Here is an 18,214-nt window from a genome sequence, read left to right as displayed (position 1 = left end):
AAAGTGACCGCTCCATACAGTTAAAAACTGGCTTTCAAAGCCTAATATGCGTATAGTAAGTGAACAGTTTATGCCAGTTGTCACGCCATTGTTGACCAGGTGTTAATAAGTTATTAAATCAGTCGCTGTTGAAGCAGTCACTATAATATTGATTTAATAAGTTTATCTAGCGTTGGTAGAGTATGCGTTCGACGACCAGCTTTTATCCAAGCTGGATTTCGTATTTGATGTTAATAGTTTTTCAATACGCTCATTTATTCAAAAACTATTGTTCTGTAATTGCTACTATTTATCATTAGCAGATTGCAGTCAATATCAGTAACGCTCAATGTATAGATAGTTTTACGGTTGCGACCGTTTCGCACTGTCAGCAATAAGCTCGATAATTGGCCATTACCAGTATAATTAATTGTGTTTTTGTTCGTATCAGATAGACTGTTATACCATCACGTTGCTATTGATCAGACTTGCATTAATGTGACTTGTATTAATGTGACTTGCATTAATGTGACCTGGTAAGTGATTGGAGTCTAAGGTGCTTATGATACTCGATTGGGTGAGGAGCACGTATTATCATGTCTGCCTTTAATTGGTCAGCAGTTGCTTTTATTCTAGCCGCTATCGGCCTAGTTGTGTTTATGCTGGTCGTCCCGCGCTTGCTGGGTGGACGTTCTCACGGCTTACAAAAAGAAGAAGTGTTTGAAGCAGGTGTGGTCGGATCCGGCAACGCCCGTATTCGTTTGTCCGCTAAATTCTATCTGGTTGCCATTTTCTTTGTCATTTTCGATTTAGAAGCTTTATATCTGTATGCCTATGCGGTTTCAGTCCGTGAAGTCGGCTGGCTTGGGTTCGCAGCGGCGGCAGTGTTTATCGGCGTCCTAATTATCGGCCTGATATATGAGCTAGGCTTAGGGGCCTTGAATTGGGCACCTGTTGACAAGCTTGGTAAAAAAGCACGACTTTATGCGACGCCTGCTGGCTTTAACTTAGCGGATATTACTAAGTTTGATGGGGTCGATGAGCTGATGGTAGATCCCACCGGCAAGATCCCAGCGCAATCCTCAGGACAAATTAACGTCTCTAACAATATTGAAGCCAATCGCCGCCACTTACAGACCATTGATCATATTAATACCACAGGTAACATTACCTCTGTGGATTTTGCGGCGTCTGCGCAAAACACCAATGTTGAGCCCAACCGTTAATAATCATAGGATTAAGCGACTGTACTACAAACTCAGTCGCCATTGAAGTTACGAACAAATCAAGTTACGAACAAATCAAGTTACGAACAAGGCCATGAATAAAGTTACGAACAAACCAAATATTCGCAGGATAATCGGCAGTTATTAATAGCATTGCCATACTGCGCTTCATTTAAAGGTTAACTGTTATGAAATATACCTTAACAAAAGCCAACCCTGATGCAGAGACTTATCCTGCGCAGACCCGTCAAACTGTCAATGATCCCCTTGAAGACGAGGTCAACAAAAACGTCTTTATGGGTCGTCTAGAAGATGTAGTGCACTCAACTGCCAACTGGGGACGTAAGAACTCATTGTGGCCCTTTAACTTTGGTACGTCTTGCTGCTATGTGGAATATGCCACTACCTTAACCGCGGTTCATGATTTGTCGCGTTTTGGGGCAGAAGTTATTCGCGCCTCTCCGCGTCAGGCGGATGTGATGATTGTAGCGGGTACTTGCTTTATCAAAATGGCACCCGTTATTCAGCGGCTTTATGAGCAAATGCTCGAGCCCAAATGGGTTATTTCTATGGGTGCCTGTGCCAACTCTGGCGGTATGTACGATATTTATTCGGTGGTACAGGGCGTGGATAAAATTATTCCAGTCGATGTCTATGTACCTGGCTGCCCACCGCGTCCAGAAGCCTTGATTCAAGGGCTGATGTTATTGCAAGAGTCCATCACTAAAGAGCGTCGTCCGCTAGGTATTCATGTCGATGACAAAGGGGTCTATCAGCCACAAATGACCCCTGAGCGTGATCGCAAACAAGCGGATCGTATCGCGGTGAAAAACCTGCGCAGTCCGGACAGCGTTTAATATATTAGGGTCAGCCTAACAGGGGATAACCTGTTAGGGCATACCTTAATAGTTGATGTGCTCATCACAATCTGCTCATAAAATCTGGTTACAAACAGTCTAGTGATGATTAATTAGTTATGATTAATGAAGGAAGGCGTCATTCATGGTCACGGTAGTCGAAAATACAGATCCTAAGATCAAACCTGTCCCAGCAGTCATCAAGGAGCTGGAGCTTAAGTATGCCGGCAAGTTCGTCGTCCAGCAGACTGTCGATGAGATTCCGACTGTTTGGGTGGCACGCGCTGACCTGCTAGACGTTCTTTTATTCTTAAGAAAGCTGCCCAAGCCTTACGTCATGCTATATGACTTATCGGCGATGGATGAGCGCTTGCGTCAACATCGTAAAGGGCTACCAGCCAGCGACTTTACCGTGTTTTACCACTTGATGTCACTTGAGCGTAATAGTGATGTACGTATCAAGGTGGCGCTCAGTGAAGAGGACTTAAACGTGCCAAGCGCTACCAAGATTTGGCCCAATGCCAACTGGTATGAGCGTGAAGTATGGGATATGTTCGGAATTGTGGTTACTGGTCATCCGCATTTAACCCGCATTTTATTACCTAAATACTGGGAAGGTCATCCACTGCGTAAAGAATATCATGCGCGTGCGACTGAATTCACCCCGTATTTCCTTAATACTGCCAAACAGCAATACGAGCAAGAAAACTTGCGCTTCGTTCCTGAAGAGTGGGGCATGAAGCGTTCAGGGCGTGATGAAGACTTTATGTTCTTGAACATTGGTCCCAACCATCCCTCCGCTCATGGTGCCTTTAGGTTGGTATTACAGCTAGATGGCGAAGAAGTCATCGATTGTATTCCTGATATTGGCTACCACCATCGCGGCGCAGAAAAAATGGCCGAACGCCAAACCTGGCATTCTTATATTCCCTATACCGATCGGATTGATTATCTGGGCGGGGTAATGAATGAGCTGCCTTATATCATGTCGGTTGAAAAGTTGGCGGGCATCACTATTCCGGCTCGCGCTGAAACCATTCGCGTGATGATGAGTGAGTTTTTTCGGATTACCAACAACTTGCTATTCGTCGGTACCTTTATTCAAGATGCTGGCGGTATGACCCCCGTATTCTATGCATTTACCGATCGCCAAAAGGCGTATGACGTGATCGAAGCGGTTACTGGTTATCGTATGCATCCCGCATGGTTTCGTATTGGCGGTACTGCTGCTGATTTACCGCGTGGTTGGCAGCGTTTGGTACGTGAGTTCTTGGACTGGATGCCAAAGCGTTTGGATGAGTACGTCAAAGCGGCGATGATGAACAGCGTACTTAAAGGTCGTACTCAAGGCGTTGCTCAGTATGATGCCAAACAAGCATTGGCTTGGGGTGTGACAGGTGTGGGTCTGCGTGCGACTGGTGTTGATTTTGACCTGCGTAAAGCGCGTCCATATATGGGCTATGAAAACTTCGACTTTGAAGTGCCGATTGGCTATAACGGCGACGCTTACGATCGCTGTATGATCAAAATTGAAGAGATCCGCCAGTCCATGCGTATTATCAAACAGTGTATGGATAATATGCCCCAAGGTCCTTATAAAGCCGATCACCCATTAGCAGTACCGCCACCGAAAGACCGTACCCTAAATGATATTGAGACCTTGATTAACCACTTTCTTTCAGTATCTTGGGGCCCTGTGATGCCGGCTGGTGAATGCTCAACCATGGTTGAGGCCACTAAAGGTCTTAATAGCTATTACATTACCTCGGATCACGCCACTATGAGCTATCGTACGCGGATTCGCACACCGACATTCGCACATTTACAGCAGATGCCGTCGGTCATTAATGGCTCATTGGTATCTGACGCTATTATGTATTTAGCCTCGATTGATATTGTCATGGCCGACTGTGACCGTTAATGGCGACTAAGTTGAAGACACAATACTTGAAAACTAGTGTCTAAAACCCAGTGTTTAAAAGCTAGTGTTTAAAACCTAGTACTTACGAGTTAATTACGGCAGTTGTAACGGATCGTTGTAGCTATCATAAAGAATTTAATCAATAGGTTATCGCCAATAGGCACACCAAAACGCTGTAGCATTTCAATGTGGCGACAGTCGCAACCTGACACGGCGTGATGAGTGAGGATAAAGACAAGATATGAGAATTGTTTCCGATAAAATGCCAAAAGTAGATGTGGCAAGTATTTTAACTGCTGAAGAAATTGCAACCATCAATGAGGTGGTGCGTCACTATCCGCATGCGCGTGCTGCTTCGCTAGATTCGCTGAAAATTGTACAAAAGCGTAATGGCTGGGTTGATGACGCGCAAGTTAATGCTATTGCCAATATTTTAGATATTCCGATGTCCGATATGGACGGGGTAGCGACCTTCTTTAACCGTATTTATCGTCAGCCGGTTGGTCGTCATGTGATCTTAATTTGTGACTCGGTTTCCTGCTATCTAACCGGTTACGAAGCGTTGTCAGCCGAGTTGAGATCTCAGTTAGGTATTGAATATGGTCAAACCACCACTGACGGTCGTTTTACCTTATTACCGATTTGTTGTTTAGGCAACTGTGATAAAGGCCCTGCGGTACTGATTGATGAAGACACCTATGGTCCCGTCCAGCCTGATGAAGTTGCCCAGTTATTGGAGCTATACGCATGAGATTAACTGTTTCAGAGCAAATTGCCCTTCGCAGCCAAGGCAAAGCACCGAGCCAACTCAATGAGCAGCGCATCGCAGTATATGGCGATAAAGCGACTGCTACTAGCGAAACCAAGCCATTAACCTGGCGTTTGGCGCATCATGACGCGGTGTTGGATCTGGCTACCTACGAATCCTTACAAGGTTTTGCAGCGCTTAAAATGGCTTTAAACCAATCGCCAGATGCCACGTTAAAGACCATCAAAGAAGCGGTGATCAAAGGACGCGGTGGCGCCGGTTTTCCAGCAGGTATCAAGTGGTCATTAATGGCACCACCTGATGGTGGGCCACGCTACCTAGTCTGTAACGCGGACGAAATGGAGCCAGGTACTTTTAAAGACCGCTTGCTAATGGAGCGTTTGCCACTACAGCTTATCGAGGGCATGTTGATCTCCGCCTATGCTATTGGGGCAACCGCGGGTTACATTTTTATCCGTGGTGAATATATCCTTGCTGCTGAGCGTTTGACTGTCGCTATCGAAGAGTTAAAAGCCAATAATATCGTTGGTGATAACATCTTAGGTTCAGATTTTAGTTTTGATTTACATGTGCATACTGGTGCGGGTCGCTATATCTGCGGCGAAGAAACCGCGCTACTCAATTCTCTAGAAGGTCGCCGGGCCAATCCACGTACCAAGCCACCATTTCCACAAGTCGCTGGCGCATGGGGACGACCAACTGTAGTTAACAACGTCGAAACCCTACATAACGTGCCAGCCATTATTTTTCATGGCAGCAAATGGTATCAAGACTTGCCAAAAGCCAAGGGCGTGGTCGAAACCCCAGGCACCAAGCTATTTGGTTGCTCAGGATTGGTTAATGATCCCGGTTTATGGGAATTGCCTTTTGGTTATACCGCGCGCGAAATCATTGAAGATTTCGCCGGTGGTATGCAAGCAGGCCGTAAGCTCAAAGCTTGGTTACCAGGCGGCGCGTCAACTGACTTTTTGACGGCGGATCATCTAGATACGGTAGTCGATTTCGACTCCATCCAAAAAGCCGGTAGCCGTATGGGTACGGGGCTGATTATGGTGGTTGATGAACAGCAAGATATGGTGCCATTACTACGCAATCTTGAGATTTTCTTCCAACGTGAGTCCTGTGGTTTTTGTACCCCATGCCGCGATGGCTTGCCGTGGGGGGTCAAACTGCTCACCGCTATTAATGATGGCGATGGGCAAATAGGCGATGTGGAGAAGCTAGAAGGGCTAACCCGTGACTTATGGATCGGCAAAACTTTCTGTGCGCACGCCCCTGGTGCCATGGAACCACTCATGAGTGCGATTAAATATTTCCGTCCTGAGTTTGATCAAAAAATTGCGCAGGCGGTTGGTGTAGATATCATTGAGGCTGCAGCCAGTCAACAGCCAGTAATGAAATAAGGAGAGCGGCATGGCAGTCATACATATTGATGGATCCACTGTCGAAGTAGATAGCAGCGATAACTTGCTACAGGCTTGTTTGTCACTCGGCATTGATGTGCCTTATTTTTGTTATCATCCCGCGCTAGGCTCGGTAGGCTCGTGCCGTCAGTGCGCAGTCAAGCAATACAAAGACAAAGAAGATTTGGAAGCAGGTCGTGGCAGATTAGTCATGTCATGTATGGTGGCGCCCACTGATGATATGTATATCTCAGTGACTGACGACGAAGCCAAAGAGTTCCGTAAGTCGATGGTCGAGTTATTGATGACCAACCATCCACACGACTGCCCAACTTGTGAAGAGGGCGGACATTGTCATTTGCAAGACATGACTTATATGTCAGGTCATAGCCGTCGTCGCTATCGCTTCACCAAGCGTACCCATCACAACCAAGAGCTTGGACCCTTTATCGGTCATGAAATGAACCGCTGTATCGCTTGCTATCGTTGTGTCCGTTTTTATAAAGACTACGCCGGTGGCGAGGATTTAGGTGTCTACGGTGCCAATAATCGAGTTTATTTTGGTCGCGATAAAGATGGTCAGTTCGAAAGTGAGTTTTCTGGTAACTTAACGGAAGTGTGCCCAACCGGTGTTTTTACTGACAAAACCCACTCTGAGCGTTATAACCGTAAATGGGATATGCAGTATGCCCCCAGCATCTGTCATGGCTGTTCTGCAGGCTGTAATATCTCAGCTGGTGAGCGCTATGGCGAGTTACGCCGGATCGAAAACCGTTATAACGGTGAAGTGAACCGTTACTTCTTATGTGACCGTGGTCGCTTCGGTTATGGATATGTCAACCGTGAGGATCGCCCCAATCAAGCGCTTGAGCTTATTAATAATAAACATGTCAAAATCAATATCGACTATGCGCTTGACGAAACTATCAAGCGTCTTAAAGATAAAAAAGTCATCGGGATTGGTTCTCCACGTGCCAGCCTTGAGACTAACTTTGCTTTAAAGAATCTAGTGGGCTTTGATAACTTCTCCACCGGTCTCAGTCATCAACAGCAGGCACTGGTTAACAAATGTATTGAAGTGTTGAGCACAGAAGGTATCTATAACCCAGGCATGACGGATATCGAAAGCCATGATGCCGTGTTGATTTTGGGTGAAGACATTACTCAGACCTCAGCACGGGTGGCCTTATCAGTACGCCAAGCAGCGAAAAACGAAGGGCTCAAAATGGCCGCCGCTGCGAAAACGCAAGCATGGTTGGCTGAGCCAGTACAACGTATCGCTCAAGGCGCGCTGAGTCCGGTCTATGTTATCGACGTGACTCAAACCAAGCTTGATGACATCAGTAAATTCAGCGTGGTGGCAACCCCTGAAGACATCACTAAGCTGGGCTTTAAAGTGGCTGATGAGATTAAACTATTGGCCGATGATCTGTCGCAAATAGTAGACCAGCAAGCGTCCGATTCATCATTAGCACCGACTGATCAAGCGCAGTCAGAGTCTGATCCGATGCAAGCGTTGGCACAGCAAATTGCTTATGACTTGGTACAAGCTGATCGGCCATTAGTGATATCGGGTACCAGCTTATCTTCTACCGCTTTGATAGAAGCTGCGGCGCAGATCACTCAAGTACTGAGCCAAAAACGTGCCGCCATTAAGGCGACTGAGCTCAAACATATTGAAGCTCACAATGCGACTGTTCGTGATGCGACTGTTCGTGCTGCTGAAGCACAAGCGCAAACGGCGCAGCCTACTGATGATCAAGAGCTGGTCGCTAAACCAGCCAAGCCAGAAATCGGCACCAATAAAGAGGTGCAAGACGATGTCGAGCGTGAGCCGGCAACCAAGCTTGAGCCTAGAGAAGGAAATAGCAATTATTGCGCCCAAGCAAGTATTTATTTAATCGTTCCTGATGCCAATAGTATGGGTGTCTGTTTGCTGGGTGGGCGGTCAGTAGAAGAGCTACTAGCGACTGACTTTGATGTGGTGGTGGTTGCTGAAAACCAGCTCACCGATGCCATTGATGCGCAGAAGCTCACGCAGCTAATAGTCGATAAAACCGTGATTGCGCTCGATCATCAGCTATTAGACTGGCATAAAGATGTCGATATTGTACTACCAGCGGCCAGCTTTGCCGAAGCAGACGGAACTTTGGTGTCCGCGGAAGGCCGTGCTCAGCGCTTTTTCCAAGTGTATGACAACAACTATTACCATCCGCTGAGCAGTATTAAAGAAGGCTGGCGTTGGTTGCACGCGGTTCATAGTAGCTTAATGGGCAAATCGGTCGACTGGACCCAACTCGATGATGTGATTAACGCTTTAATAGCGTCTCATCCTAAGCTTGCGGGTATTAAAGGCGCTGCTCCTGATGCTGACTACCGGATTACCGGTCTAAAAATAGCCCGTGAACCGCGTCGTTATTCCGGTCGTACCGCGATGCGCGCGCAAATATCAGTACATGAGCCGATGCAGCCGAAAGATTTAGATACTGGTTTGACCTTTTCGATGGAAGGCTATAGCGGTGAGCAAACGCCAAGCTCGATGATTCCTTTCGCTAATTCAGCTGGCTGGAACTCACCCCAAGCTTGGAATAAGTACCAAGACAAGGTGGGTGGTAGTCTAAAGAATGGCGATCCTGGAGTCCGCTTATTTGATCAGCTAGAGCGCCTAGCGCTGCGTCAATATATTGCGCCAGAATCCAGCTCGCAAGCGACCACTGATATACAGCAAGGGTACGCCAAGCTAGTGCCTATCCACAATATTTATGGCAGCTCGATGATGGCCTCACGTAGCCCAATCGTCGCTGAGCAATTACTGACTGCCACTTGGCATATTGGTATTGATGATGCTAAAGATTGGGACATTGGTGCTGGTGACTACTTGGCTATCGAAGTCGATAAGCAGCAAATCACTTTACCCGTGCAGCTGGTACAATATCTAGCAGAAGGCTGTATCGGTTATCCAGTTGGACAGGTGAGTATCATCCATCCTTCCATGCCAGCTTCAGTACGTAAGGTTGATGCGCCGGTGGCTTTCGTTACCATGACTGGTAATATGGCCAACGATACGGCGCCAACCGCTGATTCTGATTTTAATGCTGACCGTGCCACGCATGTAGCACCACATGCAACAACAGCACCGACTACTACTCAGGAAATGTAATATGCAAGTCACCCGTATTATTCCTGATGTACCCAGCTTTTTGGCCAGCAGCATGACGGTTGACAGCTGGTCAATTTTATTTATGGTCGTACAATCGATTGTCATCTTTTTGGTGGTAGTGGTGGTAGCGGCCATGATGATTATCTATGAGCGCCGCATGCTCGCGCTTTGGCAAGATCGGCATGGTCCTAACCGTGTAGGGCCGTTTGGCTCTCTACAATTGGTCGCTGATATGCTCAAAATCTTCTTTAAAGAAGATTGGACACCAAAATTCACTGATAAGTTTATTTTTGTCCTAGCACCCGCGGTCGCCATGTTTACCGCGCTGGCGTCCTTTGCCATTATTCCAATATCGCCAACCCTAGGTGTGGCAGATTGGGATATCGGTATTTTATTTTTCTTTGCTATGGCCGGTATCGCCGTTTATGCCGTGATGTTCGGTGGCTGGGCGTCGGCGAACAAATTCTCGTTACTCGGCGGGCTGCGTTCTGCTGCGCAAACCATCAGTTACGAGGTGTTCTTAGGCCTGTCATTGATGGGTGTGGTAGCGTTAACGGGATCATTTAACTTACGCGCGATTGTCGAGGCGCAAGCGGATGGCTGGTATATTATCCCGCAGTTTTTTGGGTTTTTAACCTTTGTGGTAGCAGGGGTGGCGGTCACCCACAGACATCCCTTTGATCAGCCAGAAGCGGAGCAAGAGTTGGCCGAAGGCTATCATGTTGAATACTCTGGCATGAAGTTCGGCATGTTCTTTATTGGCGAATACGTCAACGTGGTCTTGATTTCAGCCTTGATGACTTGCTTGTTCTTTGGTGGCTGGTTGGCACCGTTTAACTTAGATATTCCGTTTGTGCCCCCTGCCTTTTGGTTCATGATTAAGACCCTGTTCTTTATGACCCTGTTTGTTTTGGCTCGAGGTTCACTCATGCGTCCGCGCTATGATCAGGTGATGAATTTTGGCTGGAGAGTCTGCCTACCGGTGACCTTGATTAATTTGCTGGTTACCGCTGCGGTCATTTTGATTTTTTCTCCCACGCTGTAACTTTGCGGATGATCTAGAGTGATGCTGATAAGGATAATAATCCCATGTTTACTACGATAAAAAAGATTGTCATTGGTATGTTTACCATTGTTCGCAGCATGTGGATGGTCAATAGCCATGCAATAAGGCCGCGCGATACTATCTTGTATCCTGAAGTGCCGGTACCGGTACCGCCACGCTTTCGTGGGCGTATTATATTGTCTCGCGATCCTGATGGTGATGAGCGCTGCGTTGCTTGTAACTTATGTGCGGTGGCCTGCCCAGTTGGCTGCATCTCTTTGCAAAAAGCTGAGCGTGAAGATGGGCGCTGGTATCCAGAGTTTTTTCGGATTAACTTCTCACGCTGCATTTTTTGTGGACTGTGCGAAGAAGCTTGTCCAACGACCGCTATTCAGATGACCCCTGATTTTGAGATGGGCGAATATGTGCGTCAAGACTTAGTCTACGAAAAAGAGCATTTACTGATCTCAGGACCGGGTAAATATCCTGATTACAACTATTATCGCGTGTCTGGTATGGCGCTGGCAGATAAACCAAAAGGGGCGGCACAAAATGAAGCGGCGCCTATTGATATAAGGAGTTTGCTGCCATGATGGATTTTTTCAGTCACCCTGATCTAGTAGGGTTTTATGCCCTAGCAGCGGTGGCCATCTTTGCCAGTTTGCGGGTCATTATTCATCCGAATGCGGTACATGCCATCCTAGCGATGATTGTGTCGTTATTGGCGGTTGCTGGCATACTGTTTATATTGGGGGCGCCATTTGCAGGCGCGTTGGAAGTTGTGGTGTACGCGGGGGCGATTTTAGTACTGTTCGTGTTTGTGATCATGATGCTCAATTTAGGTATGGCCAACGAGGCACGAGAAGAGAGCTGGCTCGATGCCAAAACTTGGGCGGTACCGACTGGATTGACCATAATTATCGCGGTTGTGCTGTATGCGATGATTGGCTTAAACCCTAATGAAGCCGCCGTTATTGGCGGCATTAGTATTCCTGCTAAAGCAGTGGGTGTCGCGCTATTTAGTAAATATATTGTGCTGGTCGAAGTCGCGGCCCTATTGTTATTGGCAGCGTTAGTAGCCGCTTATCATTTGGGCAAAGAATCAATTACTGATGAAATTCTTGCTGATGACAGCCAGAATATTGACCGACGTGGCGATGACTTTAAAGACTATCTGACTAATAATAATAACCAAGATATCGATACACGTGCCGATGCTATGACTGAAACCACTGAAACCCCTGAAACCTATGAATACAAAGAGGTCGATCCCCATGATTACGTAGGTATGCAGGTAGGCATGCAGAAAGACACGCGCAAGGAGTCAGACTGATGGTACAAGCAGTGAGCGTGGCACAAGAGCTGTCAAACGTGCCGTTCGCCCACGAGGTAGCAGGCTTGGTACAGCCAGTTGCTGAGGCGCAAAATGTACTGGGCCTGATACCCATGAGTCATGGACTGATATTGGCAGGTATTTTATTTGCTATTGGTCTGTGCGGGGTCATGGTACGGCGTAATTTTCTATTTATGCTGATGAGTCTGGAAATTATGATGAATGCCGCAGCGCTAGCATTTGTGGTGGCAGGCAGTCGTTGGCTCGATCCAGATGGCCAGGTTATGTTTATCTTCATTCTAACCCTAGCCGCGGCCGAAGCAGCAATTGGTCTGGCGATATTACTACAGTTTTATCATAAGCGTGGGCATCTCGATGTCGACAGCGCCAATGAGATGAAAGGATGATGTCATGAGTTTATTACCATTAACCTTTATATTCCCGCTCATTGGCTTTTTAATCCTAGCCTTTATGCGCGATCGGTTAACTGAACAAGTAGCCGCGTTTGTTGGTGTCGGTAGCATGTTGCTATCAGCACTCTGTACGCTAGTGGCTAGTTTTACTTTTTTAACGACCTATCCGGCGGGTACGGTCATAGAGATACCGCTATGGACTTGGTTTCAAGTAGGCGATTTTGCGCCAAGCTTTGGCTTAAGCTTTGACGGTTTAGCACTGACTATGATGGGTGTGATTACCGGCGTTGGCTTTTTGATTCACTTATTTGCCGCCTGGTATATGAAAGGTGATACTGGTTTTGCCCGCTTCTTTAGCTATATGAACTTGTTCGTTGCCAGTATGATTTTACTGGTATTGGGCGATAATTTATTATTGTTATATCTTGGCTGGGAAGGCGTTGGTATTTGTTCGTACTTGCTGATTGGTTTTTATTACCAAGACCGTGCCAATGGTCGCGCAGCCATAAAAGCCTTTACTGTCACCCGTATTGGTGATGTATTTTTAGCTTTCGGGCTATTTTTATTATTCCGTGAATTTGGCACGCTTAATATTCAAGAGATTATTACCCGCGCCCCTGAAATATTCGATGTTAATAACCCCACTATGATTTTGGTCACCATGATGTTGGTTGGTGGCGCGATGGGTAAGTCGGCACAATTACCGTTACACACCTGGCTGGCCGATGCCATGGCCGGTCCAACGCCGGTATCAGCCCTGATTCACGCGGCAACTATGGTAACAGCGGGGGTTTATTTAATCGCCCGTATGCATCCATTATTCATGCTGACCCCAGGTATTTTATTATACTGGGTTGGTGGGGTCGGTGCCTTAACCTTGGTAGTGGCTGGCTTTTGTGCGTTGGCACAAACGGACATCAAACGCATTCTTGCGTACTCGACCATGAGTCAAATTGGCTACATGTTCTTAGCGTTAGGTGTTGGGGCATGGCAGGGCGCTATCTTCCATCTGATGACTCATGCCTTCTTTAAAGCCTTGCTATTTTTATCGTCAGGTGCGGTGATCCTGGCCGTTCACCATGAGCAAAATATCTTTAAAATGGGTGGTTTACGTAAGAAGATACCCTTAGTATTCTGGTGTTATGTCGTTGGTGGCGGCGCGCTTGCTGCCATACCCTGGGTGACCGTTGGTTTTTATTCTAAAGAAGCCATCCTTTGGGAAACCTATGCTACCGGTCATCAAGTCCTATTCTATATGGGCGTATTCGGTGCCTTCTTGACCGCGTTATATACTTTCCGTATGATTTGGATCATCTTTTTTGGTGTAGAAAAAACCCCCGCGCACAAGTTATCTGGCATGTCGTATTGGCTGCCACTGAGCGTGTTGTTAGTGCTATCGACTGCGGTTGGTGCGCTGATTACGCCACCATTGCAAGGGGTATTGCCAGAGAGTGTTGGACACTTATTAGAAGTGGCCAATCAGGCACAGGGCAAACATACCGCGGAATACATTGCCATGGGTGCGATGGCTGCCGGTTTGATTATTGCTGCATTCTTATATGTGGTGAATAAAGGCCGCTTGCTAGCGAGTTTCAAACAGTCACGTATTGGCGGGGCATTATATTATTGGTGTTATAACGGTATGGGCTTTGATGCGCTATATGATTTAATTTTCGTAAAACCTTTTTTATTCATTGGGCGCTTATTCAAAGCCGACCCTGTTGATAAGACCTGGCTGGTGTTACCAAAGCTGGCGTCAGTGGGCAATAAAATGTTGTCCGCGACCCAAACTGGGTCACTTCGAGGCTATGCCGCAAGCTTTGGCTTGGGTATGGCTGTGCTGTTGGTGCTGGTAATGATGACGGTGGTATAAGATGATAGATTTACAACAAACGTGGATGCTGCCAGCATTAATTGCCATACCCTTTATTGCCGGCTTGTTATGCTGGCTGGTTGAGCGCTTTAATAGACGTCTGCCGCGCTGGATTGCTTTAATCGGCATGATGCTGACTTTTGTATTGTCGTTAGTGCTCTGGCATTACGGCGACTTTGGTGGCATGAGTAAGCAAGTGATTGTGCCTGATGTTGCGGTGCCATGGGTCGCTGAATTCAGTGTGCCATGGATACCGAGCTTTGGTATTAGCTTTCATTTAGCGATGGACGGTTTGTCGCTAATGATGGTGGCCTTGACTGGATTACTAGGTGTGGCCGCGGTGGCCTGTTCGTGGAACGAGATTCAGCGTCGCGTCGGCTTCTTCCACCTGAACCTACTGTGGAGCTTAGGCGGGGTCATTGGGGTATTTTTAGCCATTGATTTGTTCTTGTTCTTCTTCTTTTGGGAGATGATGCTGGTTCCAATCTACTTCTTGATTGCGATTTGGGGTCATGACGTTGTTGGCGGTAAGACCAAAGAATATGCAGCAACTAAGTTCTTTATCTATACCCAAGCGTCCGGGCTTATCATGCTGGTCGGTGTTTTGGTATTGGTCATTATTAGCTATTCCTTAAGCGGGGTAGTCAGTTTCAATTATAATGATTTACTCGGTACGCCACTTGGCAGCTGGGAATATCCGATCATGTTGTGCTTCTTTATTGGCTTTGCGGTCAAGTTACCTATTATTCCCTTTCACGGTTGGTTACCTGATGCCCATGCGCAAGCGCCAACTGCGGGCTCGGTGGATTTGGCTGGGGTACTGATTAAGACTGCCGCTTATGGTTTGCTTCGTTTTGTGTTGCCACTGTTCCCAGTCGCGTCACAAGAGTTTGCACCGATTGCCATGACCTTGGGTACCATTGGTATCTTCTATGGCGCGTGGCTGGCCTTTATGCAGACCGATATGAAGCGTTTGCTGGCTTATACCAGTATCTCGCACATGGGCTTTGTGGTATTGGCAATTTACGCTGGTACCTTATTAAGCTTGCAAGGTCTAATGATTCAAATGCTGGCGCATGGCTTAAGCTCAGCGGCGCTATTTATCATGGCCGGTCAGTTATATGAGCGTCTACATACCCGCGATTTGACCCTGATGGGTGGTATGTGGGGTCAGTTTCGCTACTATGCACCGATACTGATGTTCTTCTGTGCCGCGCTACTCGGTATTCCAGGTACTGGCAACTTCATTGGCGAGTTTATGATTTTGCTAGGTGCCTTTGCGCAATATCCGGTGTTTGTGGTGTTCGCCACCTTTAGCTTAGTATTGGCGGGTTTATACTCGTTGATCCTAATCCATCGCGCGCTATTTGGTGCTAATAATACTAAAGAGCTGGCCATGCATGAAACCAAGTCAAATGGTTTGCCTGAACGTCCATTAAAGGATTTGGGTAAACGTGAGTTGTCATTACTACTGATGTTAGCAGTGGGCTTGGTATGGCTCGGACTGTATCCACAGCCGTTCCTTGATACCTCAAGTCACGCCATGCAGTGGATTAATAATGCATATATTTACAGTCAGGTGACACAAGTAGATGCGTCGCAGTTACTTGATGCAATGGAGGCACGTTAAGTCATGAATGAATTTACGATGAATGATTTGATGGGGCTGCTGCCTTACGCGCCAATCATGGTAGTGGTGATTACCTCATTGGTGGTGATGATTGCTATCACCATCAAACGCTCGCATGTGGTTACTGGCACACTGACAGTGGTAGGGTTGAACATCGCCTTATTTACCTTGCTCGGACAAATAACCGGGATACTCAGTAATGGATCGGTAACGCCAGTCGCTGAGCAGCTGTTCGTGGTTGATAATTTTGCCCAGTTCAATATGGTGGTGATTCTGATCTGTGCGCTGGCGTGTTGTACCTTGTCATACGCCTATTTAGCCAAGCTAAAAGACAATAAAGATGAGCTGTATTTGCTGATGTTGTTATCGACTACCGGCGCACTGCTCATGGTCTGTGCTCAGCATATGACCTCATTCTTTATGAGTTTAGAGCTATTGTCAGTACCTTTATACGGTCTGCTGTCTTATACCTTTTTACGTAATAAATCGCTTGAATCAGGGCTTAAATATTTGGTCCTATCAGGGACAGCGTCCGCTACCTTATTAATGGGTATGGCGTTTATTTATGCGGAAGTGGGCTCGTTAAGCTTTAAGGCTATTAGTTTCATGTTAGGTGATTTCTTTGAATCGCCACTATTGATACTAGGGTCGGCGATGATGATGTTTGGTATTGCCTTTAAGCTATCGGCAGCGCCTTTTCATGCTTGGACCCCAGATGTGTATGAAGGCGCGCCAGCACCTATCGCCACCTATCTGGCATCAGTCACGAAAGTGGCGATGATGGCACTGGCCGTGCGTTTCTTAATTGATACCTCCTTATTGGCCTTGCCATCGGTACAGATGCTGATCATGGTCATGGCGACTTTATCAATTCTCATCGGTAACCTATTGGCTGTGCGTCAGACCAATCTCAAACGCCTACTGGGTTATTCTTCTATTGCCCATATGGGTTATGTACTGATCGTTATTGTCAGTATTGGCTCGGCTGCTGATAGTATTTCTAGCATGTATATGGCGGTTTATGCCTTTACCTCTATTGGTGCCTTTGGGGTCGTGACCCTGATGTCGAGTCCTTATCGTTTGTCTAGTGATGCCAGTGAATTGATCCATTATCAAGGGTTATTTTGGCGACGTCCGGTATTGACGGCAGTAATGACTATTATGATGCTGTCGTTAGCAGGTATTCCATTAACCGCAGGCTTTATTACCAAGCTATTCGCTATCTTGTCTGCGGTACAGGGGACCCAGTGGTTCTTAGCCGCGATGATTATCTTAGGCAGTTCAATCGGCTTGTTCTACTATCTGCGTGTGATGTTAACGCTATTTAAGCGTCCAAAAGAGTTTATTGAGTTTGACGCTGCCGGGCAGTGGGGTATCCGGATGGGCGGTATTATGGTGATTGCTGTGACTGCGATGATTGTGTTCTTTGGCGTATTACCAAACAGCCTCATTGTATGGTCAAGCATGGCGCGTATTTGGTAGGCTAAGCGTGAGGATGTTATGATAAGCAGTAGCTAGCAATACATACAGCCTGACGATTAAATACATAATAATGACTATAAGTGAATAATCTTTATGAGCGAAGACAATATCCAAACCGTTAAAGTCCTTAGTAAAACCACCTGGACGCCCAGTCTCTTTAGTTTTACGGTCACCCGTCCGGATAGCTTTAAGTTTACGGCGGGGCAGTTTGTGCGTTTGGGACTCAACCCTAGTGATCTGCACTACTATCAACAACTAGGTAAAGACTCGCAGCAAGATTCAGAATCAAGCGCTGACTCAGCCACAGTACTGGCGTCTGATGCCGCGCCGAACGAAGATATTTTTCGCGGCTATTCTATTGTGTCATCGCCATTCGATGAAATATTAGAATTCTTCTCTATTGTTATTCCTGATGGTGCCTTTACTTCGCAGCTGCAATATCTCGAAGTGGGCGATGAGCTGTTACTCAACACCCTGCCATTCGGGTTTTTAACCTTAGCGCGTTACCAAAAGCCATATCCCAAAGACTTATGGTTGTTGGCCACTGGAACTGGGCTGGCACCCTTCTTGTCGATGCTACAGGATATGCAGACCTGGCAGGATTATGAGCACATCATACTGGCTTACAGCGCTCGCACATCCGAAGAGCTCGCATACGTCGATAAGATTAAGCAATTGCAAGATGACTTTGGCTCACTAGTCGACAATCCAGCCCGCTTGATCTTTATTCCGATCGTCACTCGCGAGCATGTCGAAGGGGCGCTAACCGAGCGTCTACCCAAGCTATTATTAGATGGCACGCTACAACAGCAAGCTGGCATTGCATTGGATGTTGATAGCACGCACGTGATGTTATGCGGTAATCCGGAGATGGTGGAGGACACTAAAGAAGCGCTTAAAACCCTAGGATTAGTGATGAATCGCCGCGGTGAAGGTAATATCGCAGTAGAAAATTATTGGTAGAATCATTGGTAGATTGATGAACATTAATCTAGATTGACACAAAAAAGCCGCGGCCTTATTAATACTAAGGTCGCGGCGTTTTGGTTTGGGTAAGAGCTACAGTCAATGAAACGTAATATCGATACATAACCTACTGCTGGCATAAGTTTTTCTTGCTTGC

The 18,214-nt window shown here is 46.7% G+C and carries 14 protein-coding genes; all 14 read left to right on the top strand.

Features of this window, described 5'->3' with window-relative positions:
- Nucleotides 1-575 precede the first annotated feature (575 nt).
- The 14 genes from ndhC (at nt 576) to H4W00_RS11595 (ending at nt 18,054) form a co-directional block, all read left to right on the top strand.
- Complete coding sequence (gene ndhC / locus H4W00_RS11660; RefSeq protein WP_209958427.1) at nt 576-1,205, top strand: NADH-quinone oxidoreductase subunit A; 630 nt, start codon at nt 576-578, stop codon at nt 1,203-1,205.
- Nucleotides 1,206-1,393: 188 nt separating this feature from the next.
- On the top strand, nt 1,394-2,062 hold the full coding sequence (locus H4W00_RS11655) for a NuoB/complex I 20 kDa subunit family protein (RefSeq protein ID WP_209958425.1): 669 nt from the start codon (nt 1,394-1,396) through the stop codon (nt 2,060-2,062).
- Nucleotides 2,063-2,207: 145 nt separating this feature from the next.
- Nucleotides 2,208-3,983, top strand: coding sequence for an NADH-quinone oxidoreductase subunit C/D (gene nuoC / locus H4W00_RS11650; RefSeq protein WP_209958424.1), 1,776 nt, complete (start codon nt 2,208-2,210; stop codon nt 3,981-3,983).
- A 241-nt stretch (nt 3,984-4,224) separates the two neighbouring features.
- The gene (gene nuoE / locus H4W00_RS11645; RefSeq protein ID WP_209958423.1) at nt 4,225-4,734 is read left to right on the top strand and encodes an NADH-quinone oxidoreductase subunit NuoE; all 510 of its coding nucleotides are present in this window, start codon (nt 4,225-4,227) and stop codon (nt 4,732-4,734) included.
- Nucleotides 4,731-6,155, top strand: coding sequence for an NADH-quinone oxidoreductase subunit NuoF (gene nuoF, locus H4W00_RS11640; RefSeq protein ID WP_209958420.1), 1,425 nt, complete (start codon nt 4,731-4,733; stop codon nt 6,153-6,155). The genes nuoE and nuoF overlap by 4 nt, the downstream gene beginning before the upstream one ends.
- A gap of 10 nt (nt 6,156-6,165) precedes the next feature.
- Nucleotides 6,166-9,315, top strand: coding sequence for an NADH-quinone oxidoreductase subunit NuoG (nuoG, locus tag H4W00_RS11635; RefSeq protein ID WP_209958417.1), 3,150 nt, complete (start codon nt 6,166-6,168; stop codon nt 9,313-9,315).
- Nucleotides 9,316-9,367: 52 nt separating this feature from the next.
- Nucleotides 9,368-10,360 carry an NADH-quinone oxidoreductase subunit NuoH gene (nuoH, locus tag H4W00_RS11630; protein ID WP_209959221.1) on the top strand — a complete coding sequence of 331 codons (993 nt, stop codon included), beginning with the start codon at nt 9,368-9,370 and terminating at the stop codon, nt 10,358-10,360.
- A gap of 44 nt (nt 10,361-10,404) precedes the next feature.
- A complete protein-coding gene (gene nuoI, locus H4W00_RS11625) occupies nt 10,405-10,953 on the top strand; it encodes an NADH-quinone oxidoreductase subunit NuoI (protein ID WP_209958415.1) in 549 nt (182 codons plus the stop codon).
- On the top strand, nt 10,950-11,693 hold the full coding sequence (nuoJ, locus tag H4W00_RS11620; protein WP_209958413.1) for an NADH-quinone oxidoreductase subunit J: 744 nt from the start codon (nt 10,950-10,952) through the stop codon (nt 11,691-11,693). The genes nuoI and nuoJ overlap by 4 nt, the downstream gene beginning before the upstream one ends.
- Nucleotides 11,694-11,791: 98 nt before the next feature.
- Nucleotides 11,792-12,100, top strand: coding sequence for an NADH-quinone oxidoreductase subunit NuoK (gene nuoK, locus H4W00_RS11615; protein ID WP_209959220.1), 309 nt, complete (start codon nt 11,792-11,794; stop codon nt 12,098-12,100).
- A gap of 4 nt (nt 12,101-12,104) precedes the next feature.
- Nucleotides 12,105-13,979, top strand: coding sequence for an NADH-quinone oxidoreductase subunit L (gene nuoL / locus H4W00_RS11610; protein WP_209958411.1), 1,875 nt, complete (start codon nt 12,105-12,107; stop codon nt 13,977-13,979).
- A 1-nt stretch (nt 13,980) separates the two neighbouring features.
- A complete protein-coding gene (gene nuoM, locus H4W00_RS11605; RefSeq protein WP_209958409.1) occupies nt 13,981-15,609 on the top strand; it encodes an NADH-quinone oxidoreductase subunit M in 1,629 nt (542 codons plus the stop codon).
- A gap of 3 nt (nt 15,610-15,612) precedes the next feature.
- A complete protein-coding gene (locus tag H4W00_RS11600; RefSeq protein ID WP_209958406.1) occupies nt 15,613-17,091 on the top strand; it encodes an NADH-quinone oxidoreductase subunit N in 1,479 nt (492 codons plus the stop codon).
- A 93-nt stretch (nt 17,092-17,184) separates the two neighbouring features.
- Nucleotides 17,185-18,054, top strand: a complete 870-nt coding sequence (locus tag H4W00_RS11595; protein ID WP_209958404.1) for a ferredoxin--NADP reductase — start codon at nt 17,185-17,187, stop codon at nt 18,052-18,054.
- Nucleotides 18,055-18,214 lie beyond the last annotated feature (160 nt).

Origin of the sequence: Psychrobacter sp. PL19 (genome assembly GCF_017875835.1) — a bacterium.
In the GTDB taxonomy this organism is placed as follows: Bacteria; Pseudomonadota; Gammaproteobacteria; order Pseudomonadales; family Moraxellaceae; genus Psychrobacter.
The sequence above is the reverse complement of the archived record's forward strand: the minus strand, read 5'-3'. Positions and strand labels throughout refer to the sequence as shown.